The sequence below is a fragment of the Thalassoroseus sp. genome, from assembly GCF_984380535.1.
Genome location: NZ_CFHRBF010000005.1, coordinates 210,040 through 229,427 on the forward strand (window position 1 = coordinate 210,040; position 19,388 = coordinate 229,427).

Annotated in this window: 16 protein-coding genes; 10 read left to right on the forward strand and 6 right to left on the reverse strand. The window is 52.6% G+C overall.

The window, feature by feature from the left end; translation table 11 throughout:
- Window positions 1-104: 104 nt before the first annotated feature.
- The gene (locus AC5DDB_RS08525) at window positions 105-338 is read right to left on the reverse strand and encodes a hypothetical protein (protein WP_491739285.1); all 234 of its coding nucleotides are present in this window, start codon (window positions 336-338) and stop codon (window positions 105-107) included.
- 319 nt (window positions 339-657) lie between these two features.
- Between AC5DDB_RS08525 and AC5DDB_RS08530 the strand changes: the two genes are divergently transcribed.
- The 3 genes from AC5DDB_RS08530 to AC5DDB_RS08540 all read left to right on the forward strand — a co-directional run bounded on the left by AC5DDB_RS08530 (window position 658) and on the right by AC5DDB_RS08540 (window position 4,081).
- Window positions 658-1,380 (forward strand): DUF6655 family protein, encoded by a 723-nt coding sequence (locus AC5DDB_RS08530; RefSeq protein ID WP_491739286.1) that lies wholly within the window; start codon window positions 658-660, stop codon window positions 1,378-1,380.
- Between the two features lie 159 nt (window positions 1,381-1,539).
- Window positions 1,540-3,438 (forward strand): solute:sodium symporter family transporter, encoded by a 1,899-nt coding sequence (locus AC5DDB_RS08535; RefSeq protein WP_491739287.1) that lies wholly within the window; start codon window positions 1,540-1,542, stop codon window positions 3,436-3,438.
- A 127-nt stretch (window positions 3,439-3,565) separates the two neighbouring features.
- Entirely contained in the window at window positions 3,566-4,081 is a 516-nt protein-coding gene (locus tag AC5DDB_RS08540) for a DUF2062 domain-containing protein (protein ID WP_491739288.1), read from the forward strand.
- Window positions 4,082-4,088: 7 nt separating this feature from the next.
- Here the strand turns inward: AC5DDB_RS08540 and AC5DDB_RS08545 are convergent, their stop codons facing one another.
- On the reverse strand, window positions 4,089-5,630 hold the full coding sequence (locus tag AC5DDB_RS08545; RefSeq protein WP_491739289.1) for a mercuric reductase: 1,542 nt from the start codon (window positions 5,628-5,630) through the stop codon (window positions 4,089-4,091).
- Window positions 5,623-6,081, reverse strand: a complete 459-nt coding sequence (locus tag AC5DDB_RS08550) for a hypothetical protein (protein ID WP_491739290.1) — start codon at window positions 6,079-6,081, stop codon at window positions 5,623-5,625. The genes AC5DDB_RS08545 and AC5DDB_RS08550 overlap by 8 nt, the downstream gene beginning before the upstream one ends.
- A 72-nt stretch (window positions 6,082-6,153) precedes the next feature.
- On the opposite strand from AC5DDB_RS08550, the gene AC5DDB_RS08555 reads away from it, so the two are divergent.
- The 6 genes from AC5DDB_RS08555 to AC5DDB_RS08580 all read left to right on the forward strand — a co-directional run bounded on the left by AC5DDB_RS08555 (window position 6,154) and on the right by AC5DDB_RS08580 (window position 11,875).
- Window positions 6,154-6,786 (forward strand): hypothetical protein, encoded by a 633-nt coding sequence (locus AC5DDB_RS08555; protein ID WP_491739291.1) that lies wholly within the window; start codon window positions 6,154-6,156, stop codon window positions 6,784-6,786.
- A gap of 106 nt (window positions 6,787-6,892) precedes the next feature.
- Entirely contained in the window at window positions 6,893-7,624 is a 732-nt protein-coding gene (locus AC5DDB_RS08560; RefSeq protein ID WP_491739292.1) for a lysophospholipid acyltransferase family protein, read from the forward strand.
- A gap of 157 nt (window positions 7,625-7,781) precedes the next feature.
- Entirely contained in the window at window positions 7,782-9,029 is a 1,248-nt protein-coding gene (locus tag AC5DDB_RS08565; protein WP_491739293.1) for a M16 family metallopeptidase, read from the forward strand.
- On the forward strand, window positions 9,026-9,886 hold the full coding sequence (locus tag AC5DDB_RS08570) for an SGNH/GDSL hydrolase family protein (protein WP_491739294.1): 861 nt from the start codon (window positions 9,026-9,028) through the stop codon (window positions 9,884-9,886). Before AC5DDB_RS08565 ends, AC5DDB_RS08570 begins: the two co-directional genes overlap by 4 nt.
- Window positions 9,887-9,894: 8 nt before the next feature.
- Window positions 9,895-10,593, forward strand: coding sequence for a ZIP family metal transporter (locus AC5DDB_RS08575; RefSeq protein WP_491739295.1), 699 nt, complete (start codon window positions 9,895-9,897; stop codon window positions 10,591-10,593).
- 55 nt (window positions 10,594-10,648) lie between these two features.
- The gene (locus tag AC5DDB_RS08580) at window positions 10,649-11,875 is read left to right on the forward strand and encodes a M16 family metallopeptidase (protein ID WP_491739296.1); all 1,227 of its coding nucleotides are present in this window, start codon (window positions 10,649-10,651) and stop codon (window positions 11,873-11,875) included.
- 10 nt (window positions 11,876-11,885) lie between these two features.
- Here AC5DDB_RS08580 and AC5DDB_RS08585 read toward each other — a convergent pair whose 3' ends face one another.
- The gene (locus AC5DDB_RS08585; protein ID WP_491739297.1) at window positions 11,886-15,743 is read right to left on the reverse strand and encodes a mechanosensitive ion channel domain-containing protein; all 3,858 of its coding nucleotides are present in this window, start codon (window positions 15,741-15,743) and stop codon (window positions 11,886-11,888) included.
- Between the two features lie 189 nt (window positions 15,744-15,932).
- Between AC5DDB_RS08585 and AC5DDB_RS08590 the strand changes: the two genes are divergently transcribed.
- Window positions 15,933-16,802 (forward strand): TVP38/TMEM64 family protein, encoded by an 870-nt coding sequence (locus tag AC5DDB_RS08590; protein ID WP_491739298.1) that lies wholly within the window; start codon window positions 15,933-15,935, stop codon window positions 16,800-16,802.
- Window positions 16,803-16,824: 22 nt separating this feature from the next.
- Here the strand turns inward: AC5DDB_RS08590 and AC5DDB_RS08595 are convergent, their stop codons facing one another.
- Together AC5DDB_RS08595 and kbl are read right to left on the reverse strand one after the other, a co-directional pair.
- Entirely contained in the window at window positions 16,825-17,979 is a 1,155-nt protein-coding gene (locus AC5DDB_RS08595) for an Ig-like domain-containing protein (RefSeq protein WP_491739299.1), read from the reverse strand.
- 150 nt (window positions 17,980-18,129) lie between these two features.
- Window positions 18,130-19,317, reverse strand: coding sequence for a glycine C-acetyltransferase (gene kbl, locus AC5DDB_RS08600; protein ID WP_491739300.1), 1,188 nt, complete (start codon window positions 19,315-19,317; stop codon window positions 18,130-18,132).
- Between the last annotated feature and the right edge of the window lie 71 nt (window positions 19,318-19,388).

The window sequence follows — 19,388 nt, forward strand, 5'->3', positions numbered from 1 at the left end:
TCACCCGAAGACAGCGTGATTTCTGAGGAACGAATGCCGGAATACGACCGTCTTGGTCGACCATCCGGTTCGATCGAGTTTCCGATTCGGAATCGGATATTTGGTTAGTAAGGGGCAACGGTGGGTGCGTTGCAGTCACAAGCGGCCGGAGCGGCGGCGTAACTGATCGGGGCAGCCGACGCCATGGAAACCGGAGCAGCCATTGCGGTCGAATAACCGGGAGCAGCTCCATACCCAGACGAAGCACACGGTCCACACGGACGCGCGAAGTGATGACAACAACCCGTGCCCGTAGTCAACAAGGCAATGCCGGCGAAAGTTGCGAACAAACGTTTCATGGGAACCTCGAGAGTTGGAGTGTCCACGGTCTTGGATAATGAGAACCGCTTCGACGAAACAGAGATGACAGACAGACAGTGTTTGAGTCGAACGACTCATCAAGGGGGCGGGACTTTAGACCAATTTCAAAAATCTCACAAGACCATTCGATTTTGATTTCAGTTCTCGGAGAAATCGGCCGATGAACCGGAAAACTGTGTATTTGTCAAAACCGGAACATACCTCGCAAATTACCTAATCTGGGCGATCTCCTCTTGACGGTCGGGCCATATTTCATCATTCAGTCTTTTCGAATTCCTGTTCTCAAGGAGGGGAACAATGATCACTCGAATTCTCACGCTGGCCTGCGTTGCTAGCATTGCCGTCGGTTGTGCGACCGCAAAAACGACCAACACCGCGCGTACAGCCAAAGAACAACTGTTGATTTCGAATTCGATCGATCAATCGCTCGATAAAGTCGACTTCACTGCCTTCACAGGTAGCGAGGTGTTCTTCGACGACCAATATCTCGATTGTGTCGACAAAAGTTACGTCGTCGGTTCCATCCGACACCGCATCTTGCGTGGCGGTGGACGACTGGTTTCGAAGGCCGAGGACGCGGACATCGTCGTAGAAGCGCGTAGCGGTGGCGTCGGTACGAATACCTCCGAAACCTTCTTCGGAACGCCGGAATTAGCCGTGCCCGGTCCGCTGCCGATCAGCATTCCCGAAGTCAAACTCATGAGCAAACAAGAACAAACCGGGATGGCCAAGATCGGGTTAGTCGCTTACGACGCAAAAACTCGAGAAGCTCTGGGCGGTGGGGGAACCTCGCTTGCCCAATCGAACGACAGCAACTGGTATGTGCTCGGCGTTGGTCCCTACCAAACCGGGTCGGTGCGAGAAGAAGTCAACGAAGGCCTGAACACACGACCGGCTCACCAACCGGTCCCGAACTATGTGGCATTCGATAGCCCCAGGAACGTCCCGCCGAGCCCCGATGAAGTCCAATGGGCCAACGGCGAAGCCGACTCGGGTCAAGTTGTGCCTGCTAGTCGCTAGATCAAGCCACTCTCGCTTTCCGTTCGACCAACCGCCGGTTCACACAGTGCGTGAACCGGCGGTTCTTCGTCAAACAGTCGACAATTCCGGCTGAGAGTCGTTAAACTCTGACGATTCAATTCCACAGCTTTCCCATCTTGCGCCGGAAATTTCTTGACTATGTTTTTCACGCTCGCTTCATTCCTATTCTTTACAGGTCTGGTTGCACTGGGCACCTGGTGGCTCACGCGGAACGATGTTCATAGCACGTCTGCCGGCTATTTCCTCGGCGGACGGTCACTCACTGGCGGTTTTATCGCTGGCTCCTTGCTACTCACAAATCTCTCCACCGAGCAACTTGTCGGACTCAACGGTGCTGCTTATGCCGACGGTTTAAGCGTAATGGCCTGGGAAGTCATCGCAGCGTGTTCACTGGTTGTGATGGCTTTGATATTTCTACCGCGTTACCTCAAAAGCGGTATCGCGACCGTGCCTCAGTTTCTAGAAGAACGATACAACGGCACGACACGCACTATCACCACTTTGATTTTCATCGTGGCTTATGCCGTGATCTTACTACCGATCATTCTGTATACAGGCGCGACAGGTCTTATTGATATTCTCGACCTGCCGAACCTACTTGGCATGGAATCCCGAACGACTCTTTTATGGATCGTCGTTTGGATGATCGGCATTATCGGCTCTATCTATGCCATTTTCGGCGGTCTTCGAACGGTGGCAGTCTCCGATACGCTGAATGGATTCGGATTGCTAGTCGGTGGATTTCTGATTGCCTATCTCAGTATCAAAGCAGTCAACCCGGAAGGCATCGGCCCCGCATTCGAAGAACTTCGAGCTGCTAGTCCTGAGAAATTCAACTCGCTTGGCGGCCCAAATCAATCGGTTCCGTTCTCGACGTTGTTTACCGGTGTTTTGATTATCAACTTGTTTTACTGGTGCACGAATCAACAAATCATCCAACGCACCTTCGGCGCAACAAACCTCGGCGAAGGTCAAAAGGGCGTGTTACTGGCGGGGCTTTTTAAAGTGCTCGCTCCGCTGATTCTCGTGCTGCCTGGAATTATTGCGTTTCATATTTATGGACGCACACTCGTTGGCGAGAACTATGTTCCTGTCGTCGATGTCTCAGGAAATCAAGGAACGATTGTCGCTAGTGGCGACTCCAAAAATGCACCGGTTCTATTACACGACGACGCAGCACTAGCCGCTTTGAATCTTTCGTCATGGGACGATGCGAACACAAAAGTCGGTGACACAATCACCCATAACGAGCAGGAACTCAAAGTCTCTAAGATTGTTCCGCCGGATGTTGTCATCGTTTCGGATGGAAGCACCGGATATCAGTACCTGGAAGACTTAGATACTAGTCAAGTCATTAGCCCGCGTCATAAAGACCAAGCCTACGGCAAAATGGTGCAACGTGTGTTGCCAAACGGTCTTGTCGGCTTTTTTGCCGCCGCATTGATGGGGGCGATTTTAAGTTCGTTCAACTCTGCCCTCAACAGTACAGCCACACTGTTTAGTCTCGGTGTTTATCGCGATCTCCTCAATAAAGATGCGACAGACGAACAAATCATTCGATCAGGGAAATGGTTTGGTTGGATCATTGCCATCACATCCATGTGTGTCGCACCCATGCTAGCAAACCAGAAAAGTATTTTCGGGTATCTGCAAGACATGAATGCCTTGTACTTCATCCCGATTTTTGCAGTCGTGATTGTCGGGTTCTTTACCAAACGGACACCGGCTTTGGCAGCGAATATCGCGTTGGTGCTCGGCGTTGCGATTATCTCCGTAAAGTACTTTGTGCCATCTGTCGCCAAAGCTATGCAAGGACTTAACAACTTCCACTTTCTCGGAATTGTCTTCGTGGGCCTGATTGGTTTGATGTTACTCATTCAAACCCTAGCCCCTCGCGATACGCCCTGGGAACAGAAATCGAGTGGCGATGTCGATTTGACCCCGTGGAAGTTTGCTAAGCCGGCGGCAGCGGGATTGATCCTCGTCGTCTTGGCTGTTTATATCTACTTTGCTGATCTGTCGGTTCTATCGAACTAGTTCGTATGTCCCGTCGAAACATTGTATATCTCGCTTTAATGAGCTGCGATTCATGAAGACCGGAGAACACAGTCTTTTCCGCGTCTGTTATGGACATCAAAATTGGATGACGGACTAGCGGAGTGTCATGGAAGATTTGTCCGCAAAACCAATTGCGTTTTGGCGACATCCACGCAAGTGGGTCAAACGAGTTCTCTCACTGAACGACACTCCCCATGCGAAAGCTTTGGGGATGGCGATTGGTGTGTTCGTGGCGATGACACCCACGGTCGGGCTGCAAATTGTCATCGTGCTAACATTAGCACTGTTGACCCAGCGACTCTTTTATTTCAACAAACCTGCAGCTCTGTTGATGGTTTATGTCTCTAACCCGTTGACCATCCTACCGATCTATTGGGCCGACTATAAAATCGGCACGCTTTTCTACGAAGGCGATCTCACCCGCGATACGCTCGCAGATGTGTTGAAGTACGAGAGTTTCTCCCAGTGGTGGGATGCACTCGTCACACTCTTTGTGGAAATCGGACGCCCCATGTTGATGGGGTCACTGATGCTCGGCTCACTTTGCGGCGTTGCAACTTATTTCATCTCACGCTCATGGCTGAAGACCCATCAACAAGGCCGACCGTCAAGCGAGAACTAGACCAAGTCTAGCGTTGCCATGCGAGCCATTTTCGAAAGAGCGATTTCACAAAAGGCGTTAAACGCGTGCGATTGTATTGGTCGCCGAGTTTGCGGATGGCTTCGGCTTGTGTTGGGTAAGGATGAATTGCGTTCGCGAGTTTTCCGAGTCCAATGCCGCCTTGCATGGCGGTGACGACTTCACCAATCATGTCTCCCGCATGAGCGGCGACGATGGTTGCTCCAAGGATTTTGTCACTCCCCGCCTTCGTATGCACACGAACAAAACCGCTCGTTTCACCATCTAAGATCGCACGGTCCACGTCAGCGAGTTCTTGAGTATACGTATCGATTGGAATCTGTTGGGACTTGGCATCTTCCGGTGTGAGCCCAACATGAGCAAGTTCCGGGCTCGTATAAGTACACCACGGGATTGTGAGGTCGCTCACTTTGGATCGCCCCCAAAACAAAGCGTTGCGAACAACGGTGCGGGCCATAAAGTCGGCAGCATGTGTGAACTTGTACTTCGAACACACATCACCGGCAGCGAAAATACTGTGATTGGATGTGCGTAATCGGTCATCGACTTTCACACCATGACGATCGTCATAGACAACACCAACCGACTCCAGCCCAAGATCTTCGACATTCGGTTGTCGTCCGGCTCCGATGAGGATTTCTTCCACAACAATCGAGTCCGAGCCGGATGTGGTTTTGAGTTCCAATCGTTTTTCGTCGGCCTGGACTTCAATTCGAGAAATCTCGGTTTCGAACCGGATGGTCACACCATCACGTATCAGGGCATCTTGTACGATTCGGGCAGCATCGGCTTCTTCTTTGACGAGAATTCGGGAGGACTTTTCGATCAGTGTGACTTCACTCCCAAACCGCGTAAACGCCTGAGCCATTTCGCAGCCGATCGGTCCACCGCCGATGATCGCCAACCGACGTGGTAGTTCGGTCAAACTAAATACGGTTTCGTTCGTGAGACACCCCGCCTGACTCAAGCCAGGAATGTCGGGAACATTCGCTCGCGCACCAGTGGCAATCACAGCTTTTTTGAACGCCAGCGTTGTCCCAGCAACCAGGAGTTTTCCATCGCCAGCAAATCGAGCCTCACCGAAGTACACATCGACACCGGCGTCCTGAAATCGTTTCGCGGAATCCACATGGGCAATGTTGGCTCGCAAGCGTCGCAAGCGTTCCATGACGGCCGGAAAGTCGGTTTGTGGTTCCTCGGACGCCCGAATTCCGAATTGCTTTGCGTTGCGAACGGTGCTTGCCACACGTGCCGCTGCGAGTAACGCTTTCGAGGGAACACACCCCACGTTCAAACAATCGCCACCCATAAGATGGCGTTCCACAAGTGCAACTTTCGCACCCAATCCCGCAGCCGCGATCGCAGTGACAAGCCCAGCCGTTCCCGCACCGATAACCACCAAATTATAACGGCCGTTCGGCGTCGGGTTTGTCCAATCGCCCGGATGGACGTGGGACTTCAACCGGCGATTGTGTTCATCGGTTGGCAACACTTCACCGAACGCAGGTTCCGTCACATCGTGTTCAGCCATTGAGTCGATCCGCATTCAGAGAAAGAAACTCGTCTGCCCAATAGTAAGAATCAAGCAGTCCTGTCGTGTCGTGACCTAAAGCGACATAGGCGGCGAAAATCGCTTCAATTGTTGCCAAGCCACCATCGGGATCTTCGAAGACCTTCGAAGACCGCGGGTAGGCGGTTTTCCAGGGCGGAAGACTTCGCACGGGTAGGTCGGCGTATTGCTCCTCCATTTGAGCAGCGTATCGCCACGTCGCATCGAGAACGAGCAGTCCCTGGTCGGCATCGTCCGTGCTTAACTCTGGCCCGCCGATACCAAGTCGCACATAATTCTCAAGCGAGACATCCGGCCGTCGCGGGTATTTCCAGAAGACGAAGCCGTCCTGATTTCGCAACGGAGCGACCGTACATTTACTTGGGCGTTCTTTGGGATGAACCACTATAATGGTGGGGGCGAAGTCGGTCATTGGTTTGGATCGGGTCAATGATCGCGATGTATTCGGGATCGTTCGTATCACGGGTTAAACAGTTTACGGCGTATGTCGTTTTTTCTTTGTCATCATTGTACGACTTGGGTGCAACCGCAACTCGACCGCTGCCCGGAATGTCGGGCGGGCCTGGACACCTCCACTCCTGATCTGTCTTTGCAGGAACTCCAAACAATCATCGGGGATATTCGCCGACCGCTGGGAGAAGTTCGGATCAGGCGACCGCTGTTGCCAGACCTAGGTATGTTGTATCAGACGCAAAACGGGCTTTTCTTCGCACCGCATGTGACCGAATACGTGGAGCGAACCGTGCCAGCCGATGCCACGACCGATTCCATCTTCTGGACGATTGGCAGCGTTGTCTGGAGTCCATTGTCGGTGTTGCTGCCGATCATGCGGATGCGGTCGCGTGAAACTCGCACGATTCGCGTGCCAGTCTTGAGGCCAAGATATTTGCCTGCCGACGATCCCGAATCGACCGCAAAATTGCCGAATTTGTTGATGAGCGATCCCGGTGCGTTCTTTCTAGCTCAGCACAACGCCGATCGGCTCCGAAGACGACGAGGGTGGTGGATCATCGAGCGACAACTCGCTCCGCCTCTGTTCATTCGCTCCCTCGATCATCAACCCATGTTTCACCGACGAATGCGGGAACTCATCGATCACGACGGTTGGCGTGAGTAAGCGGGGACAGGGACCGGAAAGAGCTCCAAAACTGGCATTCCCGGATTGGGCGGGATGATTTAGAGTCCCGAGGTCTGCCATTTGACTATCTGCTGGAGCTGCCGCGATGAAGATTCGCAGTCGTTTTCTCACCAAACTGATTGCCCACACGATTGCGATCGTCGGACGAACCCTGTTCTGGACCTGTCGGAAACAGTTGGTGGTTGTCGGCGACGATCAGGACATCAGTGCATATGGGAATTCTGACGGAAGTCTTTATCTCTACAGCATTTGGCACGATCAGATTGTCATGACGCTGTTCACAGGCAAACCACAGCGTATGTCCGGTTTGGTCAGCAAACACCAAGATGGGTCGTTTGTCGCCGAAACCATGAAACTCCAGCACATATTGCCCGTGCGTGGCTCGACGAAACGGGGCGGTGCAAAAGCGATGCGGCAAATGCTCGAAATTGCCCAAGATCGCCATGTCTCCATTACGCCCGACGGCCCGCGGGGACCACGCCAGAAACTCAAACCCGGCATCGTGTTTCTCGCTTCTCACACCGGACGGAAGATTATTCCGTGTTGCTACGCCTGCAAACGGGGGTGGCGAATCAAAGGAAACTGGACGGATATGCTTCTTCCCAAACCATTTACGACAATTGTCGCAATGGGTGGCCCGGCAGTTTCTGTCCCGGCAGACATCTCACGAGCGGAACTCGACGAATATGTGCAGATCGTCGAAAGTCGCATGGATGACTTGCAAGCCTATGCTGACCGCATTCTCGCAGGTGAGTCGGTCGAAAACGTATTGCCGGCCAACCAAGCCGCGGAACCTCCTCATCGTCAGGCTGCCTGACCGGACTTGAAAACGTGATCCGGTCTTTTGTGATCACATATCCAGGTCACCTGTCAGAGTTGCTCGCAACATGATCGACAAAGCCGCTGCATAGACCGCACGCCGTTCGTTGCCTAGAATCGCGAATTCCGCAAATGGCAACGATGGGAGCGACGGTATGCAGGAGCAGACGATACATACGCACACATTCCAAAACGGTTTGACATTGCTTGTCGAACCGATGCGAAGCGTGCAGTCGGCGGCGTTTTCATTCCTGGTTCCTGCCGGGTGTGTCTACGAGCCTGATGGCCAAAATGGCACCGTCGCGATTCTCTCCGATTGGATTTCTCGCGGGGCAGGAGAGTTGGACAGCCGTGAATTGCTGGCGGCTCTCGACAATCTCGGTGTGCAGGGCAGCGAAAGTCCCGGCATAAGTTTCATGACGTTCTCCGGAGCCACGCTGGCCGCGAATTTGCCGGAGGCGTTGAAACTCTACGCCGACATCATTTTACGTCCCCATTTGCCCGACGAAGAGTTCCTCCCCGCGAAAGCTGGTGTCGAACAGTCGCTGCGGGCAAACGAGGACGATCCGCGTCAGAAAATCATCCCGGAACTACGTCGACGATGTTATGAACACCCCTGGGGACGCCCTTCCGACGGTACTTTGGACGAACTGTCCAATGTGACCGCCGATCGAGTTCGGGATTTCTACAAACGACATTTACGACCGAACGGTGCCATCCTGGGCATCGCTGGGAATGTCGATTTCGAGCCCATCAAAGCATGTATCGAAGAGTTGTTCGGCGATTGGTCCGCGGAAACCGATCCCGAGATCATCACGCGTCCGAGTGGTCCGGCAATTGAGCACATTACCCACGAGTCGGAACAGACGCATATTGCGATGGCGTACGAAGCGGTTTCACTGCCCGACCCAGACTACTACACGGCATGGGCAGCGGCAGCGGTATTGGGGCAGGGGATGAGTTCCCGGCTATTTACCGAAGTCCGGGAAAGACGGGGGTTATGTTATTCGATCTCGGCCAGCTACGGCGGCTTGAAACATGCCGGTCGCGTGACCTGTTACGCAGGCACATCGAGCGAGCGCGCTCAGGAGACGCTCGATGTCACGCTTACCGAGATTCAGCGATTAGCCAACGGCGTCACACAGAACGAACTCGACCGCTGCAAAGCGATGTCGAAAAGTTCGCTTGTCATGCAACAAGAATCAACCCGCCAACGCAGTTGGTCCATCGCTAGTAACTGGCATATCCGCGGTCGTGTTGTGCCATTGCAAGAAATCAAAGACGCCATCGACGCCCTGACCATCGAATCCATCCGCGACTACCTCGACCGTCACCCCGCCAAAGGGTTTACGATCCTCACACTAGGCCCGAAAGCGCTGGCTGTGCCGGACGAGATCTCATGAATCCGATTGTTTTTCACATCGTCAGTGGTCAGGCATTCTTTACGGGAATTAGCTTGATCATTACCGGTGCTTGGGGTGCCTACACGTTTTCCGGTGTTCGTCGTCGGATGAGCTTACTTGTCGGACTTTTTGGTTTGGTAGCCGTCGCAGTATCATCGACACCAATCCCTTATTGGTACTATGCAGTCGCTAGTGTTGTCATGATCGCATGGTTGATCGGTCTCGTTCGAATGCGGTGGCAGCGAGAATTGACGTTCGCGATGACACTCGTTTGGCTCGGCGCTATCGGGCTGGAACTTCCCTATCATTTCACCCCAAAACTTAACGCTGCGGATTCGCGTTCGTTGACCGTTATTGGGGATTCAGTAACTGCAGGTGTGGATGGTAATGAAACATCAGAACGCTGGCCGATAATTCTCACTCGCACGCACGACTTACCAATCCAAGACCTGGCCCACATGGGAGAGACTTGTGGTTCGGCTTGGAAGCGTGTGCAAACCTACGAAATCAAATCTCCAATTGTACTGTTAGAGATTGGCGGAAATGATCTATTGAGTTCTATGACTTGTAGCCATTTTGCACGAGACTTGGAACTTTTGCTGTCGTTCCTAGCAAGACCGAGTCGGCAACTCATCATGTTCGAGCTTCCGTTGCCCCCGTTCTATCATGAGTACGGTCGAATACAACGAACGCTTGCCGCCAGGTACGAAGTTCACCTAATTCCTAAACGTGTATTCTTATCGGTACTAGCGGGTCAAGATTCAACCTTGGATTCAATTCACCTCTCACAAGTCGGACATCAGAGAATGGCTGACACAGTTTGGCAGATGGTTAGTCCTGCTTTTCCTGAAAACTAGTCAGTGATATGACGCTTGTCCTCATCTATAGTTTGATTGCAGGTCTATCCATGCTAGTGGGTGGAGTGGCTGCTCGTTTTTCGTCACTGCCATCCAAACGGTTTAATGGAGTCATTCTGCATACGGTGACAGCTTTTGGTGGCGGTGCGTTACTCGCTGCAATCGCGTTAGTATTAGTCCCAGAGGCGACCAAGCAACTACCGGCGTGGCAATTCGGACTTGCTTTCGGGAGTGGCGCGATCGCATTTATGGAACTTGATCGTCGGCTCCAGAAACAAGGCGGAACCGGTGCTCAGGTGGTGGCGATGTTGTCCGACTTTTTACCGGAAGCGATTGCATTAGGGGCTGCGTTTGCTCGGGGTGATTCCACCGGGCCACTGCTTGCCATGCTGATTGCCTTGCAGAATGTGCCCGAAGGTTTCAACGCCTATCGGGAGTTGGAATCCGTCATGCATGCAAAAAAAGCACTGCTGATTTTGTTTGCACTCGCCTGGTTAGGACCGGTTTCCGCGGGGATCGGGTATACAGTGCTAGTCGACTATCCCGCAATCGTCGCTTATGTCATGGCATTTGCGGCAGGCGGAATTCTATATTTGATTTTTCAAGACATCGCCCCTGAAGCCAAACAAGAAAACCACTGGGCCGCACCACTCGGAGCCGTCGCAGGGTTTCTGCTTGGGACACTTGGGGACTACTTAGTTCGATAACAGTTAGTCATCTACTAGTTCTCACTAGTAGATCGATCATCCATAAGGACATCGAATGCAATTTCATCAGGCGACATTGCCGAACGGTTTAACGGTGATCGCGGAACTCAATCCGAATGTCTATAGTGTCTCGTTAGGGTTCTATGTTCGCACAGGTGCCCGTGATGAGACTGCTGAAGTTTCGGGGGTGAGTCACTTTCTGGAACATATGGCATTCAAAGGTAATGAACAGTTCACTGCAGACGATATCAATCGGATGTTCGATGAAATCGGTGCTGACTATAACGCTTCGACGAGCGAAGAAGTCACGACATTCCACGCTGCAGTACTCCCCGAGTATTTGCCCCAGACATTCGAACTTCTCGCGGCCGTGATGACTCCGTCTTTACGGAAGGATGATTTCGATATCGAGAAGCAAGTCATTCTCGAAGAGATCTTTATGTATCAAGACCAACCGAGTTGGGTGGTCTATGACAATCTCATGGAGTTTCACTTCAAAGGGCATCCACTTTCACAGAGTATTCTTGGTACCGCGGAGAGTATTACAGCGCTTACTGTTGAACAGATGAGACAGTATTTCGCAGACCACTACCAAGCCGGCAACATCACACTAGCAATTGCCGGAAATACGAGTTGGAATGAAGTGCTAGAACTTGCGGAAAAACACTGTGCAAGTTGGCCAAGTGGAACACTCATTCGCAATACCGAGGAAGCACGGCCTCAAGGTGGTGAACTCGTATTACCACGCGAGACGAGTTTGACCGAATATGTTCTCTCGATGGCACCTGCGCCGGCGGCAGCGCATCGGCTGAGTTATGCGGCTCAGTTGTTGTCGGTTGTTGTCGGAGATGGTGTGAGTAGCCGAATGTTCTGGGATATTGTCGACCCCGGTCACGCGGAGACTTGCCAACTTGGTTACTATGACTATGACGGCAGCGGCGCGTGGATGACTTATCTCAGTTGTGATCCACAAGAAGTCAAAGCCAACCGAGACCGCATTGCTCAGATTTATCATGACATTAACAAGAACGGTGTGACCGAGACCGAACTACAGCAAGCCAAGAATAAAGTCTGCTCGCGAGTCGTGCTTGGCAGTGAGCGGCCACGCGGTCGTCGGGCAGCACTCGGTGAGAACTGGTTATATCGACAAACCTATCATTCGGTTGAAGACGACCTTAAGACTGTCAATGAACTGACGACTGACGACATGCGTGACTTGCTCGATGCATACCCTCTGAAAGAATCCAGCGTCGCTGCGATCGGTCCGCTGGATTCGATCTGAGAATCGATGACTATGCACTTTTGGCGTGGCGTTCCTCGTCGACGTTTTCCTCCTCGGTTACGATCTGAGTCGATACCGAACCGAGCAACGCCTTCGCATCGACACTGCGAATATGCAGGTCGCGTTGTGGGAACGAGATTTCAATTCCCGCGTTTCGGAACGCTTCGTCGATTTGCGTATGAAGTTCATGTGTCGTCGGAAGTTTAAGATCCGGCCGTGGCAGGTAACATCGCAGCTCAAAGGTCAGGGCACTATCACCGAAGCCATTGAAGGTGACGACAGGTGCCGGGTCTGGCAACACGGCAGGATGGCTTCTGACCACTTGGTACAGCAACTCGGTCGCCTTCTTAGTGTCTGACCCGTAAGCGATTCCGACAGAAATGAAGACCCGCTGCACTTGGTCGGAGAGTGTCCAGTTCAGCACGGTCCCGGTGATCAAATCCTTATTAGGAATGATCATTTCCTTACGTTCCCAGTTTGTGATCGTAGTGGCTCGCATGCGAATTCGACTGACAATGCCGTCGGTTCCGTTCACCGTGACGATGTCGCCCACTCGCACCGGACGTTCGAGCAACACAATCAAACCGGAGAAGAAGTTCGCGAAAATTTCTTGCATCCCGAAACCGAGACCAAGCATCAAGGCGGCGGCCAACCACTGCACGTGTTCCCAGCGAAAGCCGATGGCGTAGAAGGCGGCAGAGATACCGAGGAACGTCAGCGAATATCGGCTGAGTGTGGTGATGGCGTACCGGGCAGCGTTGTCGATGGGCAGTCGCTGTAAGACAACAAGTTCCAACAAACCCGGCAAGTTGCGGACGGCCGCGATCGAGACGATGACGATTAATAACGACAGTGTCACGTCGGCCATCGTCACCGGAACCGCCATTGTTCTCGGAGCGATTGCGGTTTCAGGATTCGAAGCAGTAGCGGTTTCTAGAGATGTTGTGACAATCGGTGTCGTTCCAGCGACGGACTCCTCCGGGGAAACGACGCGTTCAATCGTCAAGAACGGAACTTCGATTTTCTTCAAAACCGAAAGTGCTGGTAGCACGTCGACCCAGGTGAACCACATCCCGAGTGCGACACCCATTGTGATCAAGCTGCGTAGGAGTTGCCGAGTTTGCAGGTTCATCTCAGCGATACCCATTTGTGGATCGTCGAGAATGACTTCCGGCTGCCCCATCGGTAGCGTTTCCGACTGAGCCGCTTCGCGTCTTCGCCGATACTGTTCCATTGCCACTCGCCGGCGGGTGACTAACAACCAACGTTCGGCAAGTGCGTTCGCCGTCACAAACGCAAAGGCAATCCAAAGTGTGCCATAAAGTCGTGAGACTAATTGCGTCGAGGTGTATTGGTACCCCATGACCGCGAGCACGGCAAAAGCAATGCAGGCGGCGGCGGCTCCGTAAGACCAGACAACTCTGCTGCGATCGATCCATGTGCCACTGCGTTTTTTGAGGAATTCACGGACGGCAGGGGAACCCGGTCGCAAAACGCGAAACACGAAGACGCTTGTAATCAGCAACGCGACCACTAAACACAGTCGGCCCAACGATTCGTGTTCATCGGCACGGACAAGCGATGCAGCCTGCAACATTGCCGAGATAAACGTAAATGGTAATCCGATAAAAATCAGCCACTTCAAACTGCCACGCAAGCACGACAGCACATCCTTCGGCCAATCGAAATGAGCTTGGGCCAACCCGCGATTTCGGCAGATTTGACGAAACAACTCTAAGGGGAAGAATGTCAGACCCATCGCCATGAAACCGGCGGCGACCGATGTCACGAACAATGGCGACTCCAAATGCCCCGACAATCGCCAACCGATAAAGTACCAAACCGCAGGCCACATGCCGGCAATGAGGATCGTTAGTCCCAGTGTTTCCGCAGTGGGGCGGAACTTATTGCACGACTTCTTCTGCGCTACGTCGCCGAGATCGTGAATTTGACGACGCATCCGTCGACCACGCATCAACAACATGCAGAATGCGACAACGGCAGCACCCCACAATAACGGGTTCTGAATGATGTCTTCTTGCCAGTAGATCAGCACGTTTTTCCAACGATTCGGGTTCGTCAGATAGCGGAAGGCACTCTGGTAGTTTTCCGGTGCCTGGCTCCACAATTCACTCGTGCTGCGGATCCACAGAACATTCTCGGCGATAAATCGCTGATACTCTTGTGTTTCCTCGACCAGTTGCCTTTGATCTGCGTCAAGATCCAACAAACGTTCCTGGTAGATGCCGTATTCGACATTCAAATCTTCCAGGTTCTGTTTTTCGGTGGTGAGCAGCTTTTCGAGCAGCGGACGCATTTCGTCCCGTTTTTCGGGCGGAATGCGGCACTCTGGGTTTTCGTAAAACAGGGTGCACGCTTTGTCGATGAGGGCCAATTCGTTGGCTCGATCGATGTTGATGCTGAGTTCGACTTGGACTTGTTGGATCTCGTCCTGCCGTTCGAAAATCTCGCCGTGGAGTTTTCGCAGATCAGGCAGACTGTTGCGTCGCATTCGCAACAATTGGCCGACGTTCGTGCTATGTCCGGAGATCTTCACACGCTCGCGACTGGCGTCGTGATCTCGACGGACATCTTCGAGTAGCAGATTCGTCTTTTCCAAATCCGCGACGATTTCTGGCACACGTTCAGCAGCTTGCGAACGCAACGTCGCCAGCATTTCGATGCGTTCCCCCAACCGCGTGACTGTAGGATATTCGGCGTAAGCCACCGCGGCTTTCGTAAGACTTTCCGCTTTCTTGGACTGCGTTTGAACTTCCTTCGCCAACGCCTGTTCGACTTCGGCCCGGCGACGTTTAATCTCCTCTTCGAGGTGCATCAGCTGACGAGCAGCGATGTCCCGCTTCAATGGCCACACTTCTGTTTGCGACTGTCGCCACGGAACTTCTTTCTCGATCCGGCTGAGCGTAGCTTGCAGCATCTGCTTCTTGGCCAACAATCGAATCCGCTCCGCCGTGTTTTTCGGTGTGGCATCGGCGCCGGTGGGCGTTTTCTTCAGTTGCTCTTCGAGTTCCGTGAGCCGTTGTTGGGCATCTTTGCGTGCTTGAGCTAATAGCTCCTGTGACGCGGCCTTCTTGAGCTCAGCGATCGCTTCATCCACCTTGGCTTTTTGATCGACCAACTTTTGCTCGCGTTCGAGCAACTCTTGCCGAAGCTCGGTGAGACCTTTGCCTTTGGTTTCCGGCACCACCTGCTCGTTGGCAACAGCTTCCTTCTGCTGTTTCAACTCCTTCACCAACGCGGGCGTTTCCTCGATGCTCTTGGTGTAATGCTCGGCCTTGGCGTTTTCACCTTCCGCCTCTTTCAAATACCCAAGAGCTTGCTCATATAACGTCACAATTTCCTTCTGAGCCGCCTCGTCGACCTTGTCTTCTTTGGCCTTGGCAATGGCCGACTCCACCGAAGCAATCGTCGGTTTGTCGTTCGGCAACGTGGGCTCAGCGGGCTTTGTCTCGGGAGTGCCGTTGGTGGCCGGTGTTTCCGGCATCGGCATGGGCGCGACACTCTCTACGGTAGCCGGTTGACTCGGATCCGGCGACGCAGCTTCCGGCTGAGGGGAAGGTTGCGGTTGTGATGGGTTCACGACCGGAGTCGGGGTAGCCGCCGGTGCAGCAGCTGTTGCCGTTTGCAGAACCGGATTTTGCTCGATCACACGCGGCGAAATCTGCGGCGGTTTGATCGATTGCGGATCAGGCGGTTGAATTTGGAACAAACCCAAGTTCAACGGCGGGGGCGACTGTGGAAAAAGTTCATCAATCGTGCGAATCTGGGCAATAGCCGTCGATGTCGACAGCCAACCTAAACTCAACGCGATGAAAGTAACGATGCGACTTGTTTGCGAATTCGACATCGAATCCATCCAATGTCCTGACAGTCAAAATGTGAAAATTCCCGCCGGAAAGCGAGCGGGAGTTTCCCACATTCCCCGGATTCCCGCAAGAGGCGACTTTGCCGATTTCATGTACGATAGCAGACAGAAACTTAGTGAGATTCTTGCTATCCTCCCATCGACTGACCGACCCGATTTCCGAAAGACTTCATGAAACAGCCCCGCTCACAAGTCGTTACTGTCAAATGGGTTTCAATCGTGGTTCTCTTTGTGAGCGGTTTGCTACTGATCCGTGCACTGCCTACGACGGAACTGCGAGACGCGTTGCAAACTTGGCTCGACGAGCTCGGATTTTGGGGGCCAGTGGTCTTTGTCGGTTTGTACATCATCGCAACGATTTGCCTGCTCCCGGGTTCGGTTCTCACCCTAGTCGCAGGAGCGATTTTCGGACTGAGTCTTGGGTTGGCGACGGTCTCCATCGGTTCGACCCTAGGAGCCGCACTCGCACTACTGATCGCCCGGTATCTAGCCCGCGCAAAAGTCGAACGTCTTGCGGACGCCTACCCCACTTTCAAAGCCGTCGACGAAGCCATCTCAGAAGGCGGATGGAAAGTCGTCGCGATGCTCCGGCTCTCTCCAGCGATTCCGTTCAATGTACAAAACTACCTTTACGGACTGACCGACATTCGATTTTGGCCGTGTGTGCTGACGAGTTGGATCGCCATGTTGCCGGGGACTTTTTTGTACGTGTACCTCGGACATCTCGCGGAGACTGCGGTCTCCAACCAAGACAAGCCGATCGGTCACTGGATTCTACTCGGGGTCGGCCTGTTGGCGACCATTGCCGTCACGGTCTATGTGACTCGACTTGCCCGTCAGAAGTTAAAGTCTCGAACCAACGTCGAGAACACGAACGAACCGTCCGAGACAGCGAATGACACCCCACCGCAACAATCGACAACGCGAGTGATTGCGTTAGCAATATTGGCCGTGATGATGTTGAGCTTGGCGGTTGCGGCTCAGTTTCACACTGAAGAAATCGCGGAATGGTTTCGTCGCCAACTCCCGATGGCCAAATAAATCGCGGGAAATTTGTTGGAACTCAGTGACGCCTCGAGAACAATTCATCGAGAAGATTGCAAACCCGCTTCGGCCGCCCAAACCGTCGGAAGTTAACCGCATCGGTTGCTTCGAATGTCTGCCCGTCAATCGTTGTTCCCCGGAGAATCGCCTGTGTATCGTTCGCCGATAAACCAGTGCGATCGAGGTCAAACGTAGCGATCACATCCAGCCGACCATCGCGATTGATGTCGACAAAGCGAATACGCGGACGGTCATGACGACCCACCCGTCGAAGGGAATCTTCGTTACCCGTCTTCCCGAATGTCAGTTCATCGAAATCGATCCGCGTTGCGTCAAACGTGACTGTCGAAATGATCGCCACATTGATTCGAGCATTTCGATGAAATCGGATTCGGTTACTAGCATCGAACGGTTTGATATCAAGACTTGGCGGTTCAAACTCATCGACATCAGTCAACTGAATCGTCACATTCGCGGTTTCACTGAGATCACCATCCGAGACATATACTGTCAAGCTAAACGCTGGAGTCGTCTCGAAATCAAGTTGGCTCGAATCACCAACAGATATTAGACCGTCCCTCGTGACCGTAAATGCACCGGATTCATTGCCACTAGTGATTACGACAAATAAATCATCACCGTCTACATCATCTGCTAAAATCTGACCGATCACTGTGTCGGTAGCGGTGTTCTCTGGCAAAGTGAAGACCTGATCTTCGATCGTGGGCGTGTTGTTGCCTACGCCGACCGTCACAGTCACTCGACCAACATCGATACTTCCACTAGAATCCACTCGGTCGGTGACTAAGTACACAAACTGATCTGTGCCGATAAAGTTAACTGCTGGTGTATATGTGATAGTGCCATCAACATTCACCTCGACGGCCCCATTCGAAGGTTGGCCAACGTCGGCAACACGCAACTGGTCGTCGTCTATGTCGATGTCATTTGCTAGCACGTCGAGAATCACCGGCTCGTTCTGATTCGTGGCCCCTGTATCATCCCCTGTATCATCCACTGCATCGGGCGCGTTATTCGTCAGCGACGTCAATAGCACCCGAACTTCAAGAGCTTCCGTTCGATAGTACCAAGCTTGCGACTTCCGGCGTCGACGTTTCGGCGAACCCGAAAAAGATAAGCGTTGCAAGAATGCCCGGAACCCGTCGAACAGCATTTGCGAATCTCCAAACTCGGATGGAAAAACGTCGTTCGAGTGGTCTTGCAACCTATGACTCGATGTCAATCGAACATTTGTAAAAATTTCAATTGCATTGAAACCATAGTTCGCCTTTTGAGCATTGAGACAACAAAACTGATCTTTATTTTAGGAAATTCCTAGTTCCGTTTTGACAGCTTGGAACTGCTCGACTGCGAACTGCAAGTCTTCGCGAGAATGAGCAGCAGAAACTTGTGTACGGATACGCGCCTGCCCTTGCGGAACAACTGGATAACTAAAGCCGATTACATAGACGCCGCGTTCTAACAATCGATCCGCCATGCGACTTGCAAGTGCCGCATCACCCAGCATGACGGGAACAATCGGATGTTCTCCCGGCAACACATTCAGCCCGGCTTTTTGAATCGCTTCACGGAAATAACGGGTATTGTCTTCGAGCTTGTCACGCAACTCCGTGGAACTCATGAGCAAGTCGAGGGCTTTGATCGCACCTCCGACAATTGGTGGAGCGACTGTGTTGCTAAAAAGATACGGCCGCGATCGTTGTCGCAAAAGTTCAACAACCTCTTTGCGACCCGATGTATAACCGCCACTCGCCCCACCGAGCGCTTTGCCGAGTGTACCCGTGATGATATCAATCCGTCCGACACAATCATGGTACTCGTGCGTCCCACGCCCGGTCGGACCTAGAAAGCCTGCAGAATGGCAATCGTCCATCATGATTAATGCGTTGTACTTGTCCGCTAGTTCACAGATGGCGGGCAGATTCGCAATATAGCCATCCATACTAAACACGCCATCAGTCGCGATCAGTCGAAACCGTGCGTTCTGCGCTTCTTTGAGTTTCGCTTCTAAGTCCTGCATATCACTGTTGGCATAGCGATACCGCTGAGCCTTACATAAACGAATCCCGTCAATGATACTGGCATGGTTCAATGCATCTGAGAGAATCGCATCTTCCGGCCCTAATAGCGTTTCAAACAATCCACCGTTCGCATCAAAACAACTAGGATAGAGGATGGTATCTTCGGTGCTGAGAAATTCGGTCAGCTTCGCTTCTAAGTCTTTGTGAATCGACTGTGTCCCACAAATAAACCGCACACTCGCCATACCATAGCCGTATTGATCAAGTGCTTCACGAGCGGCTTGTATCACTTCGGGATGCTCGGCCAAACCCAGGTAGTTGTTCGCACAGAGATTCAACACATCTTCACGGTTTGTGGTTTTGATATGAGCATCCTGCGGCGACGTAATAATTCGCTCACTCTTCCACAACCCCGCGGATTCAATGTCTTGCAGTTGACTTGCTAGATGTTCTCGAAACTGTCCGTACATAGTTGACTCCTCAGTAGGGTGCGTTGCAACGCACCAAGATTGAATTTTGGTTCGCGAGTCGCTCTTTCTCG